Here is a 24,695-nt window from a genome sequence, read left to right on the forward strand (position 1 = left end):
TGAATGGGAGGCATTTTATAATTGTCATCGCCCCCACTCAGCTCATGCTGGTAAAACACCGTATGAAGTGTTAAAAAATAAGCTTGGTCTTTAAGACTAAACGTCAGCCGAGGTTCTGAGTGACACAGCTAACGAGGCAGCTCTATTTTTTGAACAAATGAGTAGGGATACATGATTGCAGGTACTGTTTCAAAGTTTGAATGACCTATTATACTAAGCTAATCAGCCCGCTACGGAAATTTCACTTTTGATTGCACTTAAAAGGACGTCATTTCACTGGCATTATCATTCTATGGGCGGTACGTTGGTATTGGTGTAATCCCTGCGACCTCAACAATTGACATTTCGACGAAACTTATATCAAAGTGAATGTGAAATGGACGTACCTTTACCGAGCTGTCGATAGTCAGGGGGGACATCATTGAATTTTACCTTTTACCACGCCGTAATACCAAAGCTGCCTATTGGTTTTTGAAAAGGAGAGCAAAACGCAGACCTTTTCGCCCTTCTGAATTTCGGCAGTGGAAGCAATGCCGTTATAATCACCAAACAATCCAACCTGGCAGTGAGGGTAATGTACACCCTCCTATTTTAGCAGATCTTACTGAGCCAGAAATTAATGTCTAGTTTCCTAACTACTTATTAACAATATTAGTAAAACATGAGGTACCTTGTTAATATTAAATGTTAAATCATTGACTTATGCCCCTTTAGTGGGGAGGGTGATAAATGCCAAGTTGTCTTTTTTTCATCATTCAGTGTCACTGACATTTCTAATAACATATTTTCTGATAAGCAAAATGGGAAAAAGTGATAGAGGTGAGTGGTAAATACAAAGGCTTCACCTTGATTTTCATATTGAGTGTTATCAAGTAATAAAGATAAAGATAAACATCTGTAGGGTTTACCTTTTAATATACTGTCATATAAATGTGTTTTTAGTTCAATGAGCCCTGCCAATAATCGCTCACATCTTCGCGTCACTTGCCTATCTGTATCTCGATAGAGAATATAATCGGCAATCATATGTTTTATTGTTTCTAGTGACATAAGCATTGAGGCATTTGCACTGTAATGGGATAGTAATTGCCAAAAATGATGATTATTGACGATAGGGGGATAGCAAGGTGACAATAATGTGATATTTCCCGTTTTAATTCCGTCAGGCATTTTTTCACTGTGTTGGTTTAATAAGCCGATTTCATTTTTTTGGTCGCGTTCAAAACCTATATAGACACATGAAAAATGTAAACTGGGTGGTGTTACCATAGGAGCACCTTTATTATCAAAAAAGTTTAAATAATAAAGAGTATGTCCTGTAATATTTTTTTCCGTTGTCAAGGAGTAGAAAAGGGTTTTTTGGTACTGAGGCATAAGGCGTGAAGATGCCGTTAATTCTGTTGTAGGATAAAAATGACAGTATATACCTCTTGCTTGTTCATGGGGTTCAAGTGAAAGTTGAATTTCAAAAAGGTCAGCCAAGTAATGATGGTTTGGAATAGGAAGTAAATAACTTGACTTATTTTCTTTAAAGTCAATTAACAGGGTGTGTTGTGCTTCGGTATCCATTGTAGGAGCACAATTTAAATAAAAGCTATTTTCACATTCTTCTTGTGTTAAAGAAATTTGCTGATTGAAATAGATATTAACCGTAAAATTCCGTTCCTGCTCCCAATCTAATTCAGGGACAATTTGGGGAATATCCAGCTCAATAAAATGATGGACATGAGGCAAATAAAGGCCTTCCAATAGCTGCTGTGGAGCACTTAGAGATTCATTTTCTTGTGGGAAAATTTTATAAGATTTTCCGATCTTAGGCTCGAAAGCGTAGTTGAGAGGGTCACCCTCATAACGAGTGTTATGGTGTATAACTTCAATTTTTTCAAAATACTGGCTAAACGCGAGAAGTAAGGTTTCAGCAGTTTCCTTATTGGGACCTAAAAAGATATCGAGAGAGCTTGTTGAGTTAAATTTAGTTTCTCCCCGATACAGTACTTCAAGTGAAATACAAGAGCGATTTGGGTGCTGAATAATTTTTCTATTAAGAAAGCTATAGGGGGTTACGATGATATCATGACAAAAACTAAAGCGAGCCCCATTATTACCTAACACAAGATGTTTTTTATTTATCTCTACAGGGAATGGAATCGATTCATTTTGGTCAATTTGTACAATAGCCGTTGATGGAAGTCCTTTTATAGCTTGGGAGTCAAGCCGTTGAAGTAGAGGTAATGTAATTTCAGGAAATGCATCGTCAATTTTATCCTGTAAACGTGCAGATAAAAAAGCGAACCCTTCTAATAGGTAGCTTGTTTGTGGGTCTTGTGGATCTAATACATCTGCCAAATGTGGCTTTTTATCAGCGTATTCACGGAACAATTTTTGTAAATACTGTTTCTCTTTAATGTATTTAATTTCACTCATGGCTTAATCCTAAAGATGAATATGACCCCGGCTTTAAACCTTGTTGTTCTGCTTGTTTTTGTAATTCATAGTAACGAGCCAATAATCCATTAATTTTATTATCAATATTAATGAGTGTTGCGGGGGAAACCGATTGTCCATCTTTAATTTGGAGGGATAATTGACGGAGTTTTTCTTCAATAGGCTCGACTTTATTGTGCTGCTTTTGAATTTCATAGATAGCCGTTTTTAAATAGGATAATGTAAAACTACCTCTGTTTTTCTCTTGTTGAACAATTTTATTTGAAAGTTGCTGTAGTAACATGCCTGTTTCAGACCAACTGTCATTAATCGGCATATTTTCTAAGCGTGCCTCATATTGGTTTTGCCAATTTCGGCTGAAGTAAGTTTGTTTTGCATCCGTAGGCCAATAAGATTTCGCTTTTTCTTGCATGTTTTCTATCAATTTTAAGTTAGCAAGAGGAGAACGTTTTTCGAGCAAAGCTAAATGATATTCATAGGTGTTTATGTCAGGATTAAATAACCATTTAGCAACAGCACCTTCAGGTATAGAGGTTATGGTCTCTATTTCATGTTTAAAATAAATGTGGGCGCTAAATCCACTGATTAAAAAGAAAGTACTGCTTAAAATACAACCCCACATAAAACCACGTGCGGCGCTCATCTTTTTAGGCGTAATCTCAGGGGGAATGGTTGCGGATGAGGTAGGTTCTGGTGTTTCAAAAATGAACGTTGGTGATGGTTGTTCTACTTGTTTTTCGGGTTGCTGAATATACACTAAAGGGGGGAGTGTGACAGCTCCTGTTGCATTCTGCTTAGCATGTTCTTCTTGTTTCTCAATCTGTTTAGCTAAGTTTTGAAAGAACCATAATAAGTTCTCAATTTTAGGTAATTTTTCCCACGTTGTTTTAGCAAGTTTATCAATGATTAATTGTAGAGCACGTTCTGAACGGTATATCAAACGTAGGTCTTTGGTTGCATAAGTTTGCTGCCGAAGTAAGGCACTGGCCTTTGTGTTAAACCAATTGAATACTTCTGTGCGTTGGTTTGGCTTTTCAGGCCATAACGTATCCCAATGCGTGACAATGATACTTGCTAATAATTCGCACCCTTCGGTGAAACCACTGAGCCCATGCTGCTGTAATCGAGCGATGGTATAGTAAGCTCCGCTTTGTAGGTCAATACCGTGATTTTTAAAGAGAGACAAACAAAGTGAATCGATGAGCGTCCAATTGACCTCTGGACGCGCGGGATGGCTTAGTTTGTTAAATTCTGTTTTCAGGGCAATAAATTCGGGCGTATCTAAAGGAGAACTCCCAATTTTAATGACTAAACGTTCTGATTTCATTTCGTTCAATATCCTATGTCCCCACCATACAGTGGGGACCGTCACATTAGTAAAGGGTTTCAGGTAAACGGAATTTGGTGAATAATCCACCGAAGAAAGGATTATTAGACTCATCAATCAGTACTCGATAAGTCATATCACCACCATCAATGGTGAAGCGAACATCAAATGAATTGGGTTTGATATTCATTAACTTTGCACTATCAATTAAGCGCATTTGCGCCCACGGCCCCGAGAAACCAATTGAACGAGGTGATTTATCACCGGAAAGAGGAACAAGAGTCAGTTTGCTTTCAATATTTGAACGCATTGAGTTTGGCCAAACGAGATGGGTGACATGGCTGCGACTATGAGCGTAATCAATAAGTTGACCGTCTAGGTTTAAGATACTGCGTCGCTTGTTACCACTTAGCGAAAGCGGTTCAATGGCAAATTGAGCCTCCAAATTACCTTGTGCATTAAAGAATGTCTCCCTAATGCGATTTGCCGTTTCAATTTGTGCTAAAACATCAGCGCGGATCAATGATTGACTATCTCTATTATCGATTAAGTTATTTTCAACAAATAAACGTAAGTTTTGTTGGTAGAAGCTATCGAGTGTACCATTGGGTTTAAAGAAGCGTTCAAACTCACTCAATGGAACATCCTGCTTTGAGTCTGGATTAAACGGATAGCGACCTGCAATATAGGTATTATATTGTTTTACAACATTTTCATTCCATTCGACTTCCATGTGTCGAATAGCTTCTTTCTGAACAACATTCCATGCTTGCTCAGAAAGCTCATCAACCCAACGATTGAGCGGTTCAGGTAATGTTTTAGCCATTTGAGATAGTTCAAATATAGCATCTTTATTATTATCATTGAGTCTCATTGAGACCGCTTTCAGGGCGGCTTTGCCTGGTACAGGGGAATTTTGTATTCCTAGCAAATACCGATGCAAATCATTCAATTTTTGATTGAGATTTTGTAAGTTTTCTCCTTGATTACTAACTAATATCTCTGTTTGAGGCGTGAACTCTCTATCTAAACGTGTTAATAAACGGTAAGACGGTTCTGCCATCAATAATTTTTGTTTATCAATAGGTAAGCTTTCATCAATTGATGGTATAACTGTATTGTCACGCAAAACTTGTAAGGCGCGACGTAAAGGTTGTTCTCCACTGATAATTTGTTCAAGCGCGATGATTTCGTCTTGGATTGAGTCAAATTCACGAATTTCTAAATTACTCATACCATTACGCCATTGAGCAATGTAATCACTGAGATATTGCTCGCTGATTTGGCGTTGAATTTCTTTACGGTCATTCTCACTGTATTGTGTATTTGATGTGAGATTGAGAACCCAAGCATCAAGTAATGTGAGTTCAACCAATTTGTCGTTTTGGCGAACAAAATAGTTTAATAGTCCCGAACGAGTTAAAAATTGTGGAATTTCTAATTTATCTTCGTCAATAGCCGTAAAAACGGTATTAAAGCTTGGACCTATCTGATATTGCAAATTTAAAGGTGCTGAAAGTTCTTGGTTCGCTTTTAGCCGTAATGCTTGGTATACACGTTGATAAAGCGATAACACACTGAGCTCTTTCTGGGCATTTTTAATGGGGGTCGCAAAAGGTGTGAAAGCCTTATTTGCAGCCATAATGCCTTTATCCCGATCTGCTTTCCAATCAGTGTGTTCGAGTGCATAACGTAAATGCGCTTTTAGTAGCATTTGTTTTTCACGTTGACCAGTGAAGAGATGGCTCCAATAATTTGCCATGAAGTCTTCAACCATGCCATTATTACGTCCAGTTTTGTCTTCTAACATGCGCATAATACGTAAAATTTCGAGTTTATCCTCACTGCCTTTCTCTGAATTATTGAGTTCAATTAAGAGCCCTGACATAATCGCGGGCAAGAAACGTTCGGTAAGTAATTGCAGATAAACTTGCTCAACTTGTGGGCCGACTTTTTGGCCTTGATAAAGCCCCATATCGGAAAACAGCACATTTTTATCATGGTGATTTCCATAGGCAAGAGTCGCTTCACGTAATGGGTTCAAGATGGGAAGTTGCAAACTACCATCAGTGTCTTTTTGAACGTTATTGTCTATATTTTTGAAGGCATTAACTTCATTAAGCACACTCTCACCAGCACGGTAGTTTTTATCATAATAGTGACCCCAACCACTCCAAAGGGCAATTAAGCTAACACAACTAGCCAGCGTCGTTATTAAGAGACGAGACCGATGTTTTTTGATCCAATATTGACTTTCAGCTGCTAAATTGGGCTCACTAAATAGTACTTGATCAAATAAATTATGTGTAAAGTAAGTATGACTATCATTGATTGGCCAAGTGGTTAGTGGCGCAGTTGGTAAATGATACTGCACTGACGCAGTTTGACTAAAGACATCGTCTATTTGACCAATTTGCAATGAAGATGTGAGATAAACTCCCCTTAAGCAAATGTTATGTTGTTCGTTATTGATTAATAGTGCATTAATTAATGTTAAAACGTGGTTCTGTAATCCTTCTATTTGGCGTACAAAACTGAATAAATCGCTACGTTGGTTACCTTCTGCTCGTTGTAACATCATTTCAGGTAGTGCGCTATTCATTTGGCTTACCCACTGTAACCAAAAATGAGTTAAACCTGCTTTCCAATCTTTTTGAGCTTTAAGGTCGAAAGAAACACCAAGTACTTCATTACGTTGTTGGGCATCTAATGATTGGTACATTGAATCGAAACCACGTAATAAATCCAGTTTTGTTAATACGATGTATAGTGGTAATTGACTATTAAAAGTCATTCTAATTTCTTCAATGCGTATTTGTAGGTCGGCAATTAATTGGCTGTTTTGCTCTTTCGTATTGGTAAGTAGAGATAAGGTATCTACCGTTAAAATAATCCCATTCATGGGTTGTCTTGAACGGTTGGTTTTTATCCAATTAAGTAGCTCTTCCCATAAGCGATGATAGAGTTGAGGATTCTCATTATGTTCATTTGGTTGGGTTAATAGTTTGCCGTCAGGAACAAAAAGAACGGCATTATCTGTTAATAAACATTCAATATTTAAAGGAACCTTTTGCTCATTAACAATATTTTCACTTGGAGCTATATCCAAAGGGTTCAGTGTATTTTTTAATAAGCTATGCTTTCCGCTTTGGTTTGCACCTAAAATAAAATACCAAGGGCGTAAATAAACAGCCTTAGAATGGCCATTTAGGTGAAGAGTAAATTGAGATTTCCAATAGTCTAAATAACGATTTTGGAAGTCGATATCCTGCCTAGCAGGGTCAACAACGGTTAACTCAATATCGAGTTTTAAGGCTTCAAGTTTCTTTACTCGACGCCATGTAACTAAACCAATCCAACTGACGACGAGTAGAATAATAATTAGTGTAGCAAGCCAACGTGAAGAGAGTGTACTAAATGGCGTTGAGCCTTGGTAACTAAAAGTAGGTCCCCACCACCAAATCCAAATAATGACCAGAGCAGGGAGTAATGCTAATAAAAATAGGAAAAAGGAAGCTATTTTGGGCTTATCAGCAAAAAACAGCTTTTTTACCGAATTGGTTATATTTGAAATGGAGAAAAACGGTAATTTCATTATTGTAGATCCCTATCCATAGTCATTGTTGTTTCTGGTGTTTTATCTGTTTTTTGAACAAGCTGTCGTACGAGGCTGGGTTCCCAATCCTCAAGTGAAAAGTGTAAGGTTGAGTTATAAAGTTGCTGATATAAATTAACCGCCATATGCTCCATTCCTGAAAGCTCGAAGAGTTGTGCTGACAATAATTGCCCATAAAATTTATCTCTAGGCTCTATTGCGGTTACAAGGCTAGATTCAATAAACTTCAATGCGGCTTCAAGCCCTTGCTGCTCATAGCACAGCAAAACGTCTTGTTGTAATAATGTGACATTGGTATTCGAATGAGATAATTGACCGTTCTTTGTTTGATCGCTCTGTTCCAACCATTCTTTCACAGTGTCGGGGATGAAAGGGCTCATATCAGAAAAGTGCAAATTGACAAGGTTAGGAAGGCGGGCTAAAAAAATACGCAACTCTTCTGTGATACCATCCGCTACCTCTGAATAACCTAGCTTAGCTGCTGTTTGTGCAGCGAGCATATGGCCTTCTAGCCAATAAGGTGATAATGATAAGCTTTGCTCTATATTATTTAATAGAGAGTTTGATGGTTGAGTTAGTTGAGCTTTGTAATCCATTATGCGATCTATTGAAACGGGTGCTAAAGGTGTTTTACCTTGATGATCGGCTTGGGGTAGCATCGTGATAGAATACCAGATAGCATAACGTCGCAAACGATAACCAACAGAACTTTCAGGTGCTTGCAAACAAATAAGCTCTGAAACTTGGAGCAATGTTTGCTTCCATTGTCTTTCGTCATGCTGATTTATATTTATTGTTGACATGGCAATGCTGTTTGCTGGTGCTTGCATTGTTTCAGTAGTAGTCTGTGTCTCGGCTTCTTTTGGTTCTGAAGCTAACACGATGGGCCGCTCACTTTCTTCAATTCGCTGATAACTTCGGCTCAATGTATCCATTTGTTCTGAAAGGTTAGGACTTTGCTCATGCCAAAATTGGGCTAAATAGGCAAAAGAACCTAGAATATCATCACGCATTTTACTATTAGCAGAACGGCAAAAAATATCATTCACAGATTCGAAACGTTTTAGAATTTGATTCGCTAAGCGTAGCTTGAGCTTTATATTTGTTGGATAGCAGGTATTCCAATACTGGCGCGTAAAGTCAGCAAGGATTTGCGCGGCTAAAACTAATTCTTTAGGCTCACCAGCATGTTGTAAGGTCCGTAACAAGTGAACGATTAAGCGAAAATCTTTTGTCTGTGTCTCAAGCAACCGCAAACACCGATTTTGAATTTCTTTAATGTCTAATTGACCGTGACTGAGTGAGCCGAATTTTATCATTTCACTATCAATGTACTCCCAATCGGGAGTACTTTCGTCCACAGCATTGCACTCCTGATGTTCATCAAGATGGGCAAGTAACTGTTTTTTCCAAGAATAAGAAGTATTGTTTATCATGATTTCTACCAGCGGCAAGCGGCTCTTAATGGTTTGATTTCTTGGGATATTCCAGAAATATTGAACGTTAGTTTTTCATTATTAGTTAATTTTAAAGTTAATTTTTCGCCACTTAATAAACGCTTGATTTCATCTATACCAGGTAAACCACGGCTTGACTCCAATACATAACCATTCTCACGTAAAAACCATTCTGCAGTAAATTGCGTTTTATCGGTTGAGACCATGACACTACCGGCATCTTGTTTATTGGGTAAAATAATTTGCATACGGGTAATATTGTCAATGCAACTCAACATGAGAACAGGGCGTGGAGGCTGGAAGCCAATCGCTGGAATGGTCATAATTACGGGATATTCACCATCTTCCGGTACTGAAACTAAGAAGCCCGCTGTATTCTCGACACGTTTCATTTCATGTTCATAAGCTTGGCGCCACGTTTTTCCCATTTGAGCAATGTCTGGTAAAGAGTTAGGTTCAGATGCTGTGGACAGTACTATTTTGTCGTAACAATCTAGGCGAATAAGCTGAGAAGATTCCAAACGGCACTGGGTGAGTTCTTCCGCGATATTTTGACTAATATTGTTTTCAGCTTTTCCAGCCAAAGCGAAGAAAACCGGCATCAAAGAGCAGCAAAAAATCTTCAGTATTTTCATTTTATACTCCGTACTTCTTCAATTTATATATCAGCGCACGCTTAGATATGTTCAGGTGTTTCGCCATTGCGTCGATATCTCCTTTTAGCTCTTGTTGCTTATCTAATAAAATTTCTTTTTCATAACGCTCTATTTCAGCCTCTAAATCATTAATATTTTTTATGTTTCTTCTTGCAGGCTCCATGTTCATGATTGATGCCGTTAATGTGTTTAAGGCCTCATTAAGGTTTACTTCCTTTTCCCTATGCAACTGATTGATATATTGCAAATGAGAAATTTTTTGTTGCGTATTTGCCAATTCAAGAATACGTTTTAATTGCTGGTGAAAGAGCTCACAATAAATGGGAAAAATGCCTTGCTCAAAATTTTCTAGTTCTTTGGCTTGTCCTAAAAGAATGATGGCACCGCATGATTTATGGTTAAGATCATGCAGTGGTAAACTAAACAACCCTGTATTCACGGGAAGTTGTGATATAAAGTTGCGCAGTGGTGCGTTATTAATGTAGCTACCTTGTTGTAAATTCTTCCAAAATGTGGGAGCACCCTTTAATACAAGTTGAATCAAAGGGTGATCGGCATCATTAATATCAGTATCTAAAAAATGGCATTGAACTTGGAGTGAGTGGTCAATGTTCCAGCTTTCCAATTTATTCTCAGTTTTGTTAACTAATGAAATAATCAGCCCGCTGAATGCGCTGCGCGAAAAACTGCATGTCAAAAATTGAACAGCTAGCGTTTCTACGTCATAACACTCAAGAAGAGCAAGTGCATTTTTTAGTCTTGCTTTCATGTTTCTTAGTTAACCTCCGCAATAAATTCATCATTTTCCGTTGTTAGGCGAATATGAGAGATGGCTTTATTACGGGCGCTGAACTGAAGGAGTAACAAAGAAAGCGGCGGTAATAAAGCACCGTCAATAATAGATTCTAAGATACGAGCACCATTTTCAGCACGAGAAGCTCGGCGTAAAATTTCATTAGGAACGCTTTCGTCTAAGGTGATTTTTGCATTAAAGCGTTGTTTCAATAAGGCCATCAGTCGAGTTAGTTTGCTATCAACAATTTGTCGCAAAATATCAGAAGAAAGAGGTAAATATGGAACAATTTCCATACGAGCTAGTAGGGCTGGCTTAAAGAATGTTGTGAGCTCTGGATAGAGAGCGTCTTGCAGTTCATCTGGCTTGTCGGCATAAGCGCTAATCACATGGTCGCCTAAATTAGACGTTAGGAAGAATGCGATATTTTTGCAATCAATAACGCGACCTTCACCATCGGCTATTTCACCTTTATCAAATGCTTGATAAAACAAATTTAGAACGTCTGGATGGGCTTTTTCGACCTCGTCAAGTAGCACAACAGAGTAAGGTTTTTGACGAATAGCTTCTGTTAATATCCCTCCCTCGCCATAGCCGACATAGCCAGGAGGTGAACCGATGAGACGTGATACAGTGTGCTTTTCTTGAAACTCAGACATATTAATGGTTGTTAGGTATTGTGTTCCACCAAACATTAATTGTGCGATTTGGATTACTGTTTCTGTTTTACCGACACCACTTGGGCCTGCCAATAAAAAGGCACCAAGAGGGCGACCCGGTCGGCGTAAATCCGCACGTGCAGTTAATAAATGTTTATGTAAGTACTGTATTGCTAATGATTGTCCTTTAATGTTTTCTTCTAAGTGCATGGGAAGGTTTGTAACAATGGATAAAGCATCTTGCGATAAACGATTTAATGGTACGCCTGTCCATTCCGCAATAACGGCGGCAATTTGCTTTTTATCGACGTGTGGTGAAACGAGTAAGTGCGTTTCATGCAACTGAGCAAGCTGCTGGTCTAATATTTGCAACTCTTGTTTCAACTCATCAGGTTGAGGCGCTTCTTCAGATTGGGATTCTGTATTTTCATCGTCTAATAACGTTGAACGTAAAGCAATAATTTGTGAAACCAGCGCTTGCTGTTTTTCCCATGCTTGCTGTATATCTGATGCTTTTTGCTCAATCGCATATGCTTCTGATGCTAATTCTTCAAGGCGTTCTATATGGTTATCTAAGCCAAGATGGTGTTCTCTTTTTAATATCGTTGTCTCCATTTTTATTTGCTGGAGCTCCGTTTTTAATGAAGAAAGCATCTTTGGTGGTGATGACAAATTGATCGCCGCTCTTGCGCATGCGGTGTCTAATACGTCGATGGCTTTATCAGGTAATTGACGCCCTGAAATATAGCGCTCACTCAGTTCAGCACTGGCTCGAAGTGCTTCATCATCGATAAAAACATGATGTGCTTTTTCATAAATGGAACGTAAACCACGCATGATGATAATCGCGTCCGCGGATGTGGGCTCTTTGACTTGAACTAATTGAAAACGGCGTGCTAATGCAGCATCTTTTTCGAAATATTTTTTATACTCGCTCCAAGTTGTCGCGGCAATTGTTCTTAATTCACCGCGTGCTAAGGCAGGTTTCAATAAATTAGAAACATCAAGGCCGCCTTGTTGATTACCCGCACCAATCAATGTATGCGCTTCATCAATAAATAAAATTATTGGATGAGGAGACTGTGAAACTTCTTGCATGATGCCTTTAAAGCGTTTTTCGAACTCACCTTTAACTGCTGCGCCTGCTTGTAATGCACCTAAATCTAAAGTTAAAAGTTCACATCCTTTTAACTTTTCAGGAATTTCGCCGGCAATAATACGCAGTGCGAGTCCTTCAATAAGCGCACTTTTTCCGACACCAGGCTCCCCAACGACAACAGGATTATTTTTTCGGCGACGACAAAGAATATCAATCATAAGATCGATTTCATGATCACGACATAAAACAGGGTCCAGCTCATCATTACGAGCTTGTTCGGTCATGTTCTGAGTAAACTTTGCTAGCAATGAATCTGCCGTTATTTTGCCATTATTTTCAGGTGCTTTTTCATCAAAAGGTGACTCAGCAGAGCCTTCAGTACACTGATCAAAATTGAGTTTTAACTGCTCTCGGTTAATTTGTGAAAGCATATCTGCAACAGGCTGAGGAAGATAACGCAACGGCATTTGTAATAATGTGAGAAAAAGAACACCTGAGCGAAGTTCACTGTGATTGAATTCAGTCGATGCAAGTAACCAGCTGTCTTTCATCCATTCCACTAACAGGGGGGAGAAGCTCGGGTAACTTTGAGTAATAGCTTGATGAGGTGGAATTTGAATATCTAATAATTCTGACAGCTTATTAATATCCAAAGTGCTCTTCTGGCTGATTAGGCGAATGTCAGTTAGTGGTGTTTCAATGAGTTTTTGAAGAAACTGAGCAATCGTAATTTCAGGTTGTTGATGGCTTACACAGTAAGCTGCTGCACTTTCTAGCGCATGCTTAGCAATGGGGTGTAATCGGTTAACAAGTGTTGAGAGATCAATTTGGATCATAGTGCGTCCTAGCCGAGTAAAGTATTAAGTTGTTCCACAATACTGAGTGTTTGGTAATTCAGTTGGGATGAATAAATTTGATAAATAATGAACGCGAATAATGCAGTACCAATGATGATGTAACGTATACCTAAGCGTTTACCTAAACGGTAGCGGCTTTGCTTGTTATCACCTTTTTCAAAAAGAATAATTGGTTTCGCGTTACCTTTAAGCTGTTGTATCTGCTTTTGTAAGCGCCTAAGCAAATGATTAAATTCATCATTTTGACCAGCAGAAACTTTGTAACGACCTCTATATCCAAGACAGAGGCAAAGGTAGATAAACTCGATGAGGTCGAGGTAACGTTTGGGTTCACCTAATAATCTTTCAATTAAAATAAAGACCTTTTCTCCACCCCATGATTCGTTATGAAAATGGACAAGTAATGATTGCTTTACCCAGCCGTTCTCTTGATCCCAGCCTAATCCAAGAGCGGTTTCATCAATAAAAGTACACAAAACATAGCGAAACGAAACAATGGCTCCAGGCTCGTAGCCTTGTATTTGCAATTGTTGTTCAATCGAGGTGATGTCCATGACCACTTGTTGGTAAAGCTTTTCTGAAAGCGGTGTTTCGGACATCGCTTTCAGGCGTAAGACCATACCTAAAAGAGGTGTAGCAGCATCGATCATTGGATTAATGTTGTTACCCCGAAGTGGGATTTGGTAATTTTTCTGCGAATTACTACTATCAACCTCGTTATTAAATAAAATATTATCAGTCATAGAGTGCTCCATCTCTTATCGCCCATAACTGAATATCTAAATCAGGGAAATTCCCTGAAACGTGGAATGCGATATTGCCATCCTGTTGGATACCCTTCCACTCATTACCTTGTTGATCAAAGTGGAAATAGTTATATCCTGAATGATAAGGCAATTGTCTTGGTGCAGTTGAAAGGGGAGATAAAGAGACTCCCGGAATTTGAACACTGACCAAGCTACGAATATTATTTACTGTTGTCACTTTAGTTTGTTGTGGGAACTGTCGGCGTAATTGTTCTTGAGGCATTTGTGACTTAACTGCAATAATAAATTCAGCTTTTTGGAGCAGTTGCTTATCATGAATAGTAGCCACGCGGATACCGTGTTCTTGGATCTGTAACGGAATAGGAATCGCACGAGGTGTTAAGACAACGCTTAATGCTTCACGGATATTTTTTATTAATGGAAGAAAACTATCTGTTAAATCAAAGTGTTTATATTTTACAATGGTGTCGGGTAAGCGAGACGAATTCGTAAATGTCTGCAGTTCACCACAAAGCTCTAATAAATCTCTAAAGAACTTTTCGGGGTGAATGACCGGCTCTTGTGCATAGTGTGAATAGAGTGGATAGGTGCGATTGAGCACTTGTAACATCATAAATTCAGCCACATCAGCAACGCCTTGCTGCCCCGGAGCTCCGATTCGGGAAGCAATTTGCTTACCTCGTTCATACAAAGTGCCTTCAATCTCAGTGAGAAATTCATTGAGTAATAACGAGGCTCTAATATTCAAAAGGCTTGGAATATAATCGTTATCAAGCGTTATATTTCCATTAGCATTACGCTCTCTAATACGACATATAGGGAGCGTCACGTAGGCATCTAAACCATTTTTTCCTTGTTTGAGGATTGGATTTAATTGCGCAACATGGATAGCACTTAAATCACCATTTTCTGTATGTAAATCACGAACACTTTCCGTACATTCGTGATAACGTGAAAATAAACGGCTTTCATTATGCTCATTTGAAATTTCACTGACGTTTTCATTAGCCAAAGGAAATGCGAGATAGATAATATTACTATCGCTGTCAGTAATGTTTTTTATATCAATAGGTTGTGGTAATAAGTCTTGGTTAGGAAAAGAAAAAATGGTGCCGTCAGGCATAACACCAGACGCTTCTTTTATACCAATACGCCCTAAGGAGAATAAATCTTTGCTTAAAGATAAGTGACTGAATCCCCAAAAATGCGAAATAAAATTTTTTAGAATACTTTCTGTAACGTAATCTTGATGACGTTGCTGTTGCTGAAAATGTTGAGGTTTGATAAATAGCCCTTCACGCCAAATTACTCTATTTTTAGTCGACATATTAATCATCCTCTTCTTGTCTAAATTCGATTTCGTTTTCTCTAATGTGAGCCAAAATAAAGTAGTGGCGCCCTTTACCTCGGGCTTTAACTATTTTTTTCCATTCTGCATTATCAGGGTCTGAGTAATAGGCAATAATGCCAATATAACGATTAGATGCTTGTAGTGTCGTCGTCGGGAAAGGTTTATATTGGCCCGGTAAAATAGTGTAATCTTGGTGATCTATATAATTTTTCTTCAGGACTTTCTCTAAATCTCCATCTTTAGCTTCTATCTGGTCATGATCTAAAGAGCCAAATAATGAATCTTCATTAAGGTAAACAATTTGGATATTTATCGGCGCAGCCTCACCTTCTTGGTTAGGGTTAATATAAGGCTCTGCGAGGATGGTCAAAGCAACGGTGGATGGCTGATCTTTTGGATAGCCAACGGGAGTCGACGGGTCCAATAGAATTTGCCCCACTTTTGATGCTGTCTGTAACGTTTTACTGCACCCACTCAAAATGAAAAATGAGGCAAATAACAGTAACACTGAGAAAGTTCTAAGCTGCATTTTAAGCTTCCTCTATGCCTTTTCTTAATGCTCTGTCATAGGCATGCGCATAAACTTCATAGAATAATTTTTCAAAGCCTTGCTGCCGAGATGAAGAAAGCTCTTTGTAATAGTTGCTGTACATCTCCCATGCCCACCCATCAGTCATTGGTGTGTTATCTGAAGCGCGTCGGTATTGGGAAAAACGGTTTAATAAATGTTCTGGAGAAAAAGCCGCAAGCATTGTTGCTAAGGCTGTCGATATCGCTTCTTGATTTGCGTGGTAATGTAACTGCATATTGTGCAAACTTTCAGTTACGGCAGAAGGGGCTGATAGGTGAACAGGGCTACGTTCATCTGTAAACATCAGCTTCATCGTATCTTCATAGCTACTGTTTAGGCGTAGCGGATTATCTTCAATAGGGCGAAGTTGCTTATCCTGTAAACTTTCTTGCTGCTGTTGTAAAGCAAGCAATCCTTCAACTGCTGCTTTCATTGTCTTACCGAGCTCTATAAGAAAGTCATTAGCTTGTTGAGAACTAGTTAAATTAAGATGGATGCCTAAACCATTCATGAGAGGGTTAATAGCAACATGATCAATATCGGTCATGTGTTCATCTTCGAAAGGGGTAATTTTGGGCAAATCAATAAATTCTTGTACCATGGTATTCTCTTTATTATCTGATATTGCAAAGGCAGGTGAATAAGAGAGTGGGTCACTCAATAAAGATGGTTCTGAGATAGCTGATTGATTCTTAGAAATTAAACTGAGGTTTTCATTCTCTAGCGCTTGTAAGGGATCTGCGGTGAGAGCACCTTGAACGGTTGGAACAAATGGATATTCTTTGCCTTCACTACTTGTCGTATCGATATCAAATAATGAATCTAAAGGGTTATGATCTTTTGCAACAATAGACTGCGGTGTCGCAGCCATCATATTCTGTATAGGTTGCCCAGTTAAGCTAATATTGGTTGTGATAACCAGCTTGCCGACTCTAATTTGATCCCCTTGGGTAAGTTTCACGGCATCAAGATGTAATGGTATAATTGCATTATTAATGTAAACAGAGTCTGAGTTTACTTTTAAGCAAAAGTGCTGATCTTTCCAGAAAACAGTATATTGACTGGCAGAGATAGCGCCATCGCAGTCTTGAATTTTCCAATCGCATTGGTTGCCACTACCAATCAGGCCACCATGTTGAGTCAATGTTGCACTCGGAAGGTAACCACTTTCTAGCTGTTCACTATTCGTTATGCTAAATGAAATTGTTGGCTGATGTTTATCCATGTCTTTTATTCCAATACCGTAATGGTGACATTTGGTTTTTTTGTGGGTTTACCTAAAAAGCTTTGCCAGCCTAATTGGTTATGATTTTTTTTGCCTAAACAGAAACCTTCGGCCTGATCTTCGGCAATACTAAGACGTAAATCCCAAGCTAACTGCTCATGAAAAATGTATGAAACAAAAGCAACGAGAGGAGCGAAATCACTACCATTAGGTAAAAAGCGCATATAGCGCTCTATAGTTAGTCCGCTGATTTCTATGGTACATTTTCCATTGCAATCATGTATGTGGGACCCCAGACTAAAATTTTCACCTAACAACATTCGAGGGCGAGACTTTTGTCCGGGTTGATGAGAAATAATGCCTAGCTTATTTTGTTGTGACTCAGGGATAGGCACGCGACGAGTTTCCCATCCAATAACAGCTACATTTTCTAAGTCAAAACAATGAGATATTAGACTACTAATAACATCTGCTGAACGGCTTGGACTTGCCAATAGACCTGCATAAGCGAGCATTTTGCTGTGATTGATTTTAATCCGTTCTCGGTTAGTCCCGCTTCCTAACCCTACGAGGGAAAACATATACTGAGAGAAGGAGTCTTGCCCTTCATTTTCAAAACAAATGTAGTAACGATATTTTCGCCAAATACGATAGAGTAAAGAGAGTAATCTATGGTTAAAGATATTCAAAAAATCAGAGATACCAGGGATTTGTTGTGCATCTTCCCAAGCGAATTCATCAAGATAATAACCAGGAAGTGGGGATTGGCTTCCTTGCAAGCCGAGAAAGGCGACTTCTAATTCGTATTGATGAGAAGCATTTTTTTCAAAGGACACGACATCTCTAGTTGGGAATGCAACATTAGAGTGGGATTTAAAGCGAATAATATCGCTACTGTCATGAGTAGTATCGATACCTTGAGGAATCATTTTATTTAATAATTCAACAAGTTGATAAAAATTATATTCTGTAACCGAAGAGCCAGCTTGTTCTAGCCAGCGATCGATTATTTCAGTATGTGCTGGTTGATTTGTGCTGGCCACTGATAAATTTCCTTATTATCGAGATTAACAACCTCTAATTCATGGAACATATTAACGCTGGTATACAACGTAAAAAACTGAGCAATAACAGTACAAAATAAGAATAAGCTTCCCTCAGAAAGGAAAGCGCTCTGGTGTACTGACAAGGTTGTTTTTAAACCTCTAACGGGTAGCCCTTTATAGATACGTTCTATATGCTCTGAATGTAAACCAACTAATGCATCCAAACGTTTTTGCGATTGCCTTGCGATTTGTTTGTTATAAATTGACGGTAAATCATATAGTTGTAATATTTTTTTTAATGAATCTAGATTCAGCAAGGACTGATAATTCAGGGATAAATTCGTCAACTCAGACCAATACAGCGTTTTATCGAGTAATGGATACAAAGGTGCGGTTGGTTTGAATAAATTTTTTGCAGAGAACGCCCCATAAGGTATGAATGACGGCTCTAAATCTATTGATCGTGTAGATAACTGAGATGCAATATAGCGATTAGTACAATTGAGTGAAATCGAAACTGTTTCTTCGCATTGCTGCAATAGGGGTTCTTGTTGACGTACAAAAGAAAGCCGATGGGCGTAACCATAAGTACGCTCATTTTGAGTTATCTTTAAACGATAATATCCATCATTTTGTTCGTGGTGGTTTTGATGATAAAAACTTTCAAATGCGGTATAGGTGACCGGGTAAGCTTTACCTTGAGATGGATAGCGCAATCCATGCACTTCATTAATAGAAAAAATATCAAAACAGTGAGCGTATTGGTAATTTGGACTTAATACATATTCCTCATTTTTTCCCGTGAGATTGATTGCTTCACTGTCAGCGCGGAATAAATTTACTATGGGGGTACAATTAATTTTAATACTATCACTTTGAAGAATAACCCCATCGGGGATTTCTTTATCAAAGTTAATAACAAGCTTGAACTGTTTAGCTTGGATAGCTAAAGGAATGTCATCTATTCCTTGAACATCCAAAAATAGAAAAGCTTCAGGAAAACAGAAAAATTCTTGTAGGATACGGTAACCATCATAGCTATTTTTTGGGTAAGGGAGTAAAGCATCCTGTTTTTGAAACCCGACAGGTTTCACTGAAAACCGATTTAGTGGCAATATATGCTCATCAGTTATTAGCGAGGCATTCTGTATATGCTGATTTAAGAAAAAATAAAGCTGGTTTGTTGTAAATGGGGAACCATTTAAATAAAAGCATAATTTATCTAAGCCAATGCTTGCGAGAGGCTGTATTGCATCTAACTCAAATGTTATTTCAATGGCGGTTTTCTTTTGTAAGGTTTGAGTGATTTTTGCTGGTATTAACCAGAGATCACGACTTTGGCTAAATCGACATTGAAATAAAGTCTCTTGGTGAGTATTTTCACTTTGCACATAGATAGGTGTTGCATTAAAGCGTTGACCTGCTGAAATTTTTATCGCGTGTTGACATTCAGTATAATTAGGCTGGTATTCAACAACTGTCATACTAGGCACGGGACGCGCGTAATTTGGCCATAACATATTTGCTAAGCTATTGGTTAACTCAGGAAACTGCCTATCTATTTGTTGTCGCAAATTACCTGATAAAAATGATAGCCCATCTATAATTCGAGCACTATCAGGATCTTGTATTTTATTAGACAACAGATTGACAAGTTGCGGCTTTTCTTGCGCAACTTGTTCTGCCAAATCATTTAAGTATTCTGACTCATTCGAAAAATAATTTTTTGATGACATAAAAGTGTTACTTTAACTGATATCTACGATTACTATCCAAATACATATTAAATTCAAATAGTTGCTGTTGGTTATCTAAATCAATACAAGCATTAATACTGAATTGCAAAGATAAACTATCTGCATCATTTTCAATAAATTGCACATCAACACTTGTGATCCGAGGTTCATAAGTGAGAATGCAACTTGTAATGCTATTCTCTAACTCGGATTTAAAATCAACCGCAGATTGAGTTGCATCATTTAAATCAGGTATTCCTAAACCTGGAGAGCCTTGGCAAGCATTCGGTCGGCTATTCAGGACATAATTTAAATTTTGTTTAATTGATTCAATGAGTGTATTTGTACGTGAACGTGAGGAAAAACTCGTGTTTTTCCTCTTAATTCGATCGAATAAGCTGGCTCCGCTATCGGGTGACCAGCCATGATTGAATGACATCACTGTTACTCTTTATCAAGTCGACCAACAAGTGATAATTCAAAGTTTGCGCCCATATATTTGAAGTGTGGACGAACTTGAATTGCAACTTGATACCAACCTGGATCGCCTTCAACATCAAGCACTTTAATCTCAGCTGAACGAAGAGGGCGTTTACTACGAACATCTGCTGGCGGGTTTTCTTGATCCGCAACATACTGTTTAAGCCAAATATTCAGTTCACGTTCAAGATCTTGGCGCTCTTTCCATGAACCAATTTGTTCACGTTGTAGCACTTTAATGTAATGAGCTAATCGATTGATAATAAACATATATGGCAGTTGGGTTCCTAACTTATAGTTAGTTTCTGCCATTTTACCTTCTGGGGTATTTGGGAATATTTTGGGTTTTTGGACTGAGTTTGCAGAGAAGAACGCTGCATTATCACTGCCTTTGCGCATAGTTAAGGTAATAAAACCTTCTTCAGCGAGTTCAAATTCTCTGCGATCGGTAACTAAAACTTCTGTTGGTATTTTAGTTTGTAATTCACCCATCGCTTCGAAAATATGTACAGGTAGGTCATTGACAGTACCGCCGCTTTGTGGACCAATAATATTTGGGCACCAACGATATTGCGCAAAACTATCATTAATACAGCTTGCGAGTAAGAATGCGGTATTACCCCATAAATAGTGTTCATGGTCTTGTTTAACATTTTCAGTATAGTTAAACATTTTCACTGGATTTTCTGTTGGGGAGTAAGGTAAGCGTAATAAGAAACGTGGAGCTGTTAAACCTAAGTAACGCGAATCTTCTGCTTCTCTCAGAGAACGCCATTTAGTATGAGCAGGACCCTCGAAGACAGATTTCAGATCTTTAATTGCTGGTAATTCTGCGTAGCTATTAATGCCGAAGAAATTAGGGGAAACGGATGAGAGGAATGGCGCATGTGCCATAGCTCCGACAGTACTAACATACTGCATTAACTTCATATCAGGCGCTGTATTGTTAAACGCATAGTTTCCAACAATTGCAGCAACTGGCTCACCGCCAAATTGACCATAACCTGAAGAATAAACATGTTGATAAAAACCAGACTGAACGATTTCAGGTGAGAATTCAAAGTCTTCTAATAGCTCTTCTTTTGTTGCATGAAGAATATTAATTTTAATGTTTTCTCTAAAATCGGTACGGTCAACGAGTAATTTTAAGGAGCGCCACGATGCTTCAATTTCTTGAAATTTGGGGGCATGCATAATTTCATCAACTTGAGCACTTAGTTTGTTATCAAGTTCAACCAACATTTTGTCAATCAATAATCGGTTGATTTGTTGGTCTTCTGATTCATTTGCAAAAAGATTACTAATGAAAGCTGCAACACCTTGCTTTGCAATATCATACGCTTCAGTCTCAGGCGACATACGAGACTGAGCCATTATTTCATCAAGAAGAGAGCCGTTAGATGCTGAGGCTTGTTGCCCTTGAGCTTCTGTATTTAGTGACATGAAATAATCCTCTATAAACATTATTTTTGATTAGCAGCAATATCAAGTTCTTTTAGAAGTTGTTCGCGCGTTTCTTTATTTTCTAGTAATTCTTGAAGACGCTTTCTAAAAGCAGGGACATTGCCTAGAGGGCCTTTCAATGCAACTAAAGCTTCTCTTAGTTCAAGAAGTTTATTTAATTCAGGAACTTGTCGAGCAATATTATCTGGTGAAAAATCCTGCAATGATTTTACATCCAGATTGACATTAAGCTCTGAATCACCGGTTTCTTCTAGAGTGTTGCGAACGTTAAAGTTTAAACTAATGCCAGCACTGTCCATGACTGAATTGAAATTGTTTTGATTAACTGAAACAGTTTTACGCTCTTCTATTGGCGTATCATCAATCTTGCCAGTCATATCACCAACGATAAGCATATTTAGTGGAAGTTCTACTTCAGACTGACCACCACTAGTATTGGGTGTATATTTAATATTAATTCTTTCTTTAGGGGCAACACTTCCGAGATTTTTCTTACTCATTTAAGTTAATCTCCTTGTATGAGTATAGGATAACTTCTTAATTCCATAAATTAAAATGTCTAAATTAAAAATTAATAATAAATTTAGAGCATACACGTCCTTACACAGAATTGATTCTGTGTTAAGATTTTTTTCCAGCAAGGTGTTTAAATTATCAACTTGTATGTTTTGTTTTTTTTAGTTTGTTAACTATATACAAATTTTACTTAGGATCAATACCTAATTTATTATCTTAATATGGTTTTTTAAAGCTAAATTGTAACGTTTTCTATTAAAAATGGTTTATGGTTTTTGCTTTTAGTAATCATTTAAAGCGTATTTATGGCTGTTTGAGTATTCTGACCGAGTTAAGTTTAAGGTTCAGTATTAGTACCACTGAATGATATTAATATGGAAATATTGTGATGCATACCTGATTTTTACAATTGGTAATATATAAACACATCCTATTTACATATTTTAATGTTATTACCGTCCTGGTTGATTATCATGATATTTATTTTGTTACAAAATCCATATATAAATTTTCAGGTATTCTATCTGACTGTTTTTGTATTGATATCGAGGAATATCTCGAATTTAGACATGATAGAATAATAACAATCTCTTGGCATGGTAAAATGATACCGAAAATCATACGAACTAGAGTAATTGGAAAGCTTTGCTATTTTTCTAAATAGCTCGTTCTGTTTCAAAGAAATAATAGGCGGTGAAATCACCACTGAAAGATGCACTTATTTTATTATAGATGGATTATTTATCATCAGTCACTCAACGAAAAGTGTTTCACCATTTCGCTGAGAACTTTGAATGGATAAACAACATATTCCTTATATATCAAAGCCTATGAGGCTATTTACTGTAAACCATTACATATGAATACCATTTACATGATTTACGCCGTAAATTATATCCGTTTAAATGAGCTTTAAAAGGTGTAAATAGATAACTTAAAAGCTAAAATAGGCTATAAAAAATTATATCGTTAATTCAATTATTATACTAGTGCAGGCCTTTAGCAATAAGCTATTGGCTGTTTAGTTAGCATGGTTTTAGCTGCAAGATTACAACCAGAATCGAACTCATGAAAGTCTAAATCAGTTCCCATCACAGGTCTATCGTAAACAATTAGAAAACTCTAAATTGGTGTTGGTGTACATCAATTAAAGGGGAGTGAGCAATTTGATATGCATAGACAAGCTCATAAGAAAAATATGCTAGCAGTACAGAGATTGGTGTAATGGAATATTAAATAGTCGATTTAACTTAAGAGTTAGATGTTAAAGTCTGTTCTGCTGCTTATTCTTCATGATAAATTAAGAGATTAAGATTAATGAAAAGCCGTTATCAAATTCAGTTTTCAGTATCGAGTTTGGAAGCTGAAAAAATACAAAAATTAATACAACAGCCCACTGTTATATATAAAGAAAAAATGCCATACAAATTATTCACTAAGTTATGGAATTTATTTTCTATGGCATCGATTCTGCTGGGAAGTGCATTGTTAATAATCGGTTATAAGGCTTACTCAGTATTAGATGAATTTTCAGAACTTAAAAATCTAGGTTTCTTGTCTTTTTGTTGCTTGATAATCTCTTTGTTATGTTTGTATATCATATTTCAAATAGAGCAACGTTACATAAGAAAAAATGAGGAAAGAACACAAAATAATCCGGAGAGGCTAGTCAAGGTTAAGATTAACAGGAAATTTATAGACAGTATTACGAAAGAAACTCTAGTCAGAATATTTTGGCAGCATGTAGAAGAATGCTACATAAAGGAAGATTATATGTTTATTTTTGCTTTTGGTGGTGAAGGAACCGTTATTCCTGCAAGAGTTTTAGCCGATGGTGAATTTCATTTATTATATCAGTTTGTTATAGAACAGATTAATAACCATAAATCCAGATAGATACTAAAAATACAAGGCAATTATTTGTTTGTTTTTTCAACTAAATTATTACTAATGTCATGAAAAAATATTGAAATGGAATGAAGTATAATAAAAGGCTATATTTGTTTTATTTGATGTTGTTAATTTCTCTATTTTAGATAAATTAACTATTAAGGTAAGCCTGCAAATAGTGGATATGTGAGACTCGTACGGTGAGGTTATAATTAAATAAGTAAAATCAAATTGTTATGATTATTTTTCTTAATGAAACATTTAGTTACATAGTTTATTTCTATGTACATTAGAACTTACTGGGCTTATCGCTATTTGGTGTATTTTTTGCTCGATGATTATTCTTATTTAACTCATTTCATGCATAATTATTGGTTTAATATATCGTTATTTCAACCAGTTTACGCTAAGTCACTTATCCTAGAGAGATGCGTGACTGGTACGTGTATTTACAGTCCATTGATAAGCTTTTATTATCCTTAATGCAAATCTTACCGTGCGCACTGGCTAAGATGACGGAAATTAATAGTTAATTACGCTTACTTAATTTAAATTGTCATTCTGGATAAAGGATATCGCTATGCCAACTCCATGTTATATTTCCATTGAAGGAAAAACCCAAGGCAACATCACTGCAGGCGCATTTACTGCGGATTCTGTGGGTAACATCTATGTGCAGGGTCATGAAGACCAAATGCTGGTGCAAGAGTTTTCTCACGTTGTGACTGTACCGACTGACC

General features: G+C 37.4%; 18 protein-coding genes and 2 pseudogenes. 4 read left to right on the forward strand and 16 right to left on the reverse strand.

What is annotated here, in order from left to right; genetic code table 11:
• Both ACLPIE_RS21190 and ACLPIE_RS21195 read left to right on the forward strand, forming a co-directional pair.
• Nucleotides 1-94, forward strand: a pseudogene (locus tag ACLPIE_RS21190) (IS481 family transposase); the annotation flags it as partial.
• Between the two features lie 193 nt (nt 95-287).
• Nucleotides 288-474 (forward strand): annotated as a pseudogene (locus ACLPIE_RS21195) (DDE-type integrase/transposase/recombinase); the annotation flags it as partial.
• Between the two features lie 213 nt (nt 475-687).
• Here ACLPIE_RS21195 and ACLPIE_RS21200 read toward each other — a convergent pair.
• Genes ACLPIE_RS21200 through tssB form a run of 16 tightly spaced genes read right to left on the reverse strand, consistent with a single transcriptional unit; the run spans nt 688 to nt 22,049 of the window.
• Complete coding sequence (locus tag ACLPIE_RS21200; RefSeq protein WP_430263655.1) at nt 688-2,424, reverse strand: type VI secretion system baseplate subunit TssF; 1,737 nt, start codon at nt 2,422-2,424, stop codon at nt 688-690.
• A complete protein-coding gene (locus ACLPIE_RS21205; RefSeq protein ID WP_430263656.1) occupies nt 2,417-3,772 on the reverse strand; it encodes a VasL domain-containing protein in 1,356 nt (451 codons plus the stop codon). The genes ACLPIE_RS21200 and ACLPIE_RS21205 overlap by 8 nt, the downstream gene beginning before the upstream one ends.
• A gap of 46 nt (nt 3,773-3,818) precedes the next feature.
• Nucleotides 3,819-7,367: a type VI secretion system membrane subunit TssM gene (gene tssM / locus ACLPIE_RS21210; RefSeq protein WP_430263657.1), complete on the reverse strand. Its 3,549-nt coding sequence runs from the start codon at nt 7,365-7,367 to the stop codon at nt 3,819-3,821.
• Nucleotides 7,367-8,824: a type VI secretion system protein TssA gene (gene tssA / locus ACLPIE_RS21215; protein ID WP_430263658.1), complete on the reverse strand. Its 1,458-nt coding sequence runs from the start codon at nt 8,822-8,824 to the stop codon at nt 7,367-7,369. The genes tssM and tssA overlap by 1 nt, the downstream gene beginning before the upstream one ends.
• Before the next feature lie 5 nt (nt 8,825-8,829).
• Nucleotides 8,830-9,480 carry a type VI secretion system-associated protein VasI gene (gene vasI / locus ACLPIE_RS21220; RefSeq protein WP_430263659.1) on the reverse strand — a complete coding sequence of 217 codons (651 nt, stop codon included), beginning with the start codon at nt 9,478-9,480 and terminating at the stop codon, nt 8,830-8,832.
• Nucleotide 9,481: 1 nt separating this feature from the next.
• A complete protein-coding gene (locus ACLPIE_RS21225; RefSeq protein ID WP_430263660.1) occupies nt 9,482-10,270 on the reverse strand; it encodes a helix-turn-helix domain-containing protein in 789 nt (262 codons plus the stop codon).
• Between the two features lie 5 nt (nt 10,271-10,275).
• Entirely contained in the window at nt 10,276-12,888 is a 2,613-nt protein-coding gene (gene tssH / locus ACLPIE_RS21230) for a type VI secretion system ATPase TssH (RefSeq protein ID WP_430263661.1), read from the reverse strand.
• 8 nt (nt 12,889-12,896) lie between these two features.
• Nucleotides 12,897-13,652, reverse strand: coding sequence for a type IVB secretion system protein IcmH/DotU (icmH, locus tag ACLPIE_RS21235; protein WP_430263662.1), 756 nt, complete (start codon nt 13,650-13,652; stop codon nt 12,897-12,899).
• Nucleotides 13,645-15,003 carry a type VI secretion system baseplate subunit TssK gene (gene tssK / locus ACLPIE_RS21240; RefSeq protein WP_430263663.1) on the reverse strand — a complete coding sequence of 453 codons (1,359 nt, stop codon included), beginning with the start codon at nt 15,001-15,003 and terminating at the stop codon, nt 13,645-13,647. The genes icmH and tssK overlap by 8 nt, the downstream gene beginning before the upstream one ends.
• 1 nt (nt 15,004) lies before the next feature.
• On the reverse strand, nt 15,005-15,556 hold the full coding sequence (gene tssJ / locus ACLPIE_RS21245) for a type VI secretion system lipoprotein TssJ (RefSeq protein WP_430263664.1): 552 nt from the start codon (nt 15,554-15,556) through the stop codon (nt 15,005-15,007).
• A gap of 1 nt (nt 15,557) precedes the next feature.
• A complete protein-coding gene (tagH, locus tag ACLPIE_RS21250) occupies nt 15,558-16,823 on the reverse strand; it encodes a type VI secretion system-associated FHA domain protein TagH (RefSeq protein ID WP_430263665.1) in 1,266 nt (421 codons plus the stop codon).
• Nucleotides 16,824-16,828: 5 nt separating this feature from the next.
• Nucleotides 16,829-17,866, reverse strand: coding sequence for a type VI secretion system baseplate subunit TssG (gene tssG, locus ACLPIE_RS21255; RefSeq protein WP_430263666.1), 1,038 nt, complete (start codon nt 17,864-17,866; stop codon nt 16,829-16,831).
• Nucleotides 17,830-19,605, reverse strand: a complete 1,776-nt coding sequence (gene tssF / locus ACLPIE_RS21260) for a type VI secretion system baseplate subunit TssF (RefSeq protein WP_430263667.1) — start codon at nt 19,603-19,605, stop codon at nt 17,830-17,832. Before tssF ends, tssG begins: the two co-directional genes overlap by 37 nt.
• A 7-nt stretch (nt 19,606-19,612) precedes the next feature.
• Entirely contained in the window at nt 19,613-20,044 is a 432-nt protein-coding gene (gene tssE, locus ACLPIE_RS21265; protein WP_430263668.1) for a type VI secretion system baseplate subunit TssE, read from the reverse strand.
• Nucleotides 20,045-20,049: 5 nt separating this feature from the next.
• On the reverse strand, nt 20,050-21,528 hold the full coding sequence (tssC, locus tag ACLPIE_RS21270; RefSeq protein WP_430263669.1) for a type VI secretion system contractile sheath large subunit: 1,479 nt from the start codon (nt 21,526-21,528) through the stop codon (nt 20,050-20,052).
• Nucleotides 21,529-21,548: 20 nt separating this feature from the next.
• Complete coding sequence (tssB, locus tag ACLPIE_RS21275; RefSeq protein ID WP_430263670.1) at nt 21,549-22,049, reverse strand: type VI secretion system contractile sheath small subunit; 501 nt, start codon at nt 22,047-22,049, stop codon at nt 21,549-21,551.
• A 1,333-nt stretch (nt 22,050-23,382) separates the two neighbouring features.
• Here tssB and ACLPIE_RS21280 point away from each other — a divergent pair.
• Nucleotides 23,383-23,961, forward strand: a complete 579-nt coding sequence (locus tag ACLPIE_RS21280; protein ID WP_430263671.1) for a hypothetical protein — start codon at nt 23,383-23,385, stop codon at nt 23,959-23,961.
• A gap of 574 nt (nt 23,962-24,535) precedes the next feature.
• On the forward strand, nt 24,536-24,695 hold a 160-nt coding region (gene tssD, locus ACLPIE_RS21285), incomplete at its 3' end, for a type VI secretion system tube protein TssD (RefSeq protein ID WP_430263672.1).

This window comes from Providencia sp. Me31A (assembly GCF_050487165.1).
Classification (GTDB): domain Bacteria; phylum Pseudomonadota; class Gammaproteobacteria; order Enterobacterales; family Enterobacteriaceae; genus Providencia.

Bases quoted from the DNA above. Each gene is read 5' to 3' on its own strand.
- vasI (WP_430263659.1), bottom strand. From the start codon at position 9,480: ATGAAAATACTGAAGATTTTTTGCTGCTCTTTGATGCCGGTTTTCTTC.
- tssM (WP_430263657.1), bottom strand. From the start codon at position 7,367: ATGAAATTACCGTTTTTCTCCATTTCAAATATAACCAATTCGGTAAAA.
- tssF (WP_430263667.1), bottom strand. From the start codon at position 19,605: ATGTCATCAAAAAATTATTTTTCGAATGAGTCAGAATACTTAAATGAT.
- tssJ (WP_430263664.1), bottom strand. From the start codon at position 15,556: ATGCAGCTTAGAACTTTCTCAGTGTTACTGTTATTTGCCTCATTTTTC.
- ACLPIE_RS21280 (WP_430263671.1), top strand. From the start codon at position 23,383: ATGAAAAGCCGTTATCAAATTCAGTTTTCAGTATCGAGTTTGGAAGCT.
- ACLPIE_RS21200 (WP_430263655.1), bottom strand. From the start codon at position 2,424: ATGAGTGAAATTAAATACATTAAAGAGAAACAGTATTTACAAAAATTG.
- tagH (WP_430263665.1), bottom strand. From the start codon at position 16,823: ATGGATAAACATCAGCCAACAATTTCATTTAGCATAACGAATAGTGAA.
- tssK (WP_430263663.1), bottom strand. From the start codon at position 15,003: ATGTCGACTAAAAATAGAGTAATTTGGCGTGAAGGGCTATTTATCAAA.
- tssB (WP_430263670.1), bottom strand. From the start codon at position 22,049: ATGAGTAAGAAAAATCTCGGAAGTGTTGCCCCTAAAGAAAGAATTAAT.
- ACLPIE_RS21225 (WP_430263660.1), bottom strand. From the start codon at position 10,270: ATGAAAGCAAGACTAAAAAATGCACTTGCTCTTCTTGAGTGTTATGAC.
- tssC (WP_430263669.1), bottom strand. From the start codon at position 21,528: ATGTCACTAAATACAGAAGCTCAAGGGCAACAAGCCTCAGCATCTAAC.
- icmH (WP_430263662.1), bottom strand. From the start codon at position 13,652: ATGACTGATAATATTTTATTTAATAACGAGGTTGATAGTAGTAATTCG.
- ACLPIE_RS21205 (WP_430263656.1), bottom strand. From the start codon at position 3,772: ATGAAATCAGAACGTTTAGTCATTAAAATTGGGAGTTCTCCTTTAGAT.
- tssA (WP_430263658.1), bottom strand. From the start codon at position 8,824: ATGATAAACAATACTTCTTATTCTTGGAAAAAACAGTTACTTGCCCAT.
- tssE (WP_430263668.1), bottom strand. From the start codon at position 20,044: ATGTCATTCAATCATGGCTGGTCACCCGATAGCGGAGCCAGCTTATTC.
- tssH (WP_430263661.1), bottom strand. From the start codon at position 12,888: ATGATCCAAATTGATCTCTCAACACTTGTTAACCGATTACACCCCATT.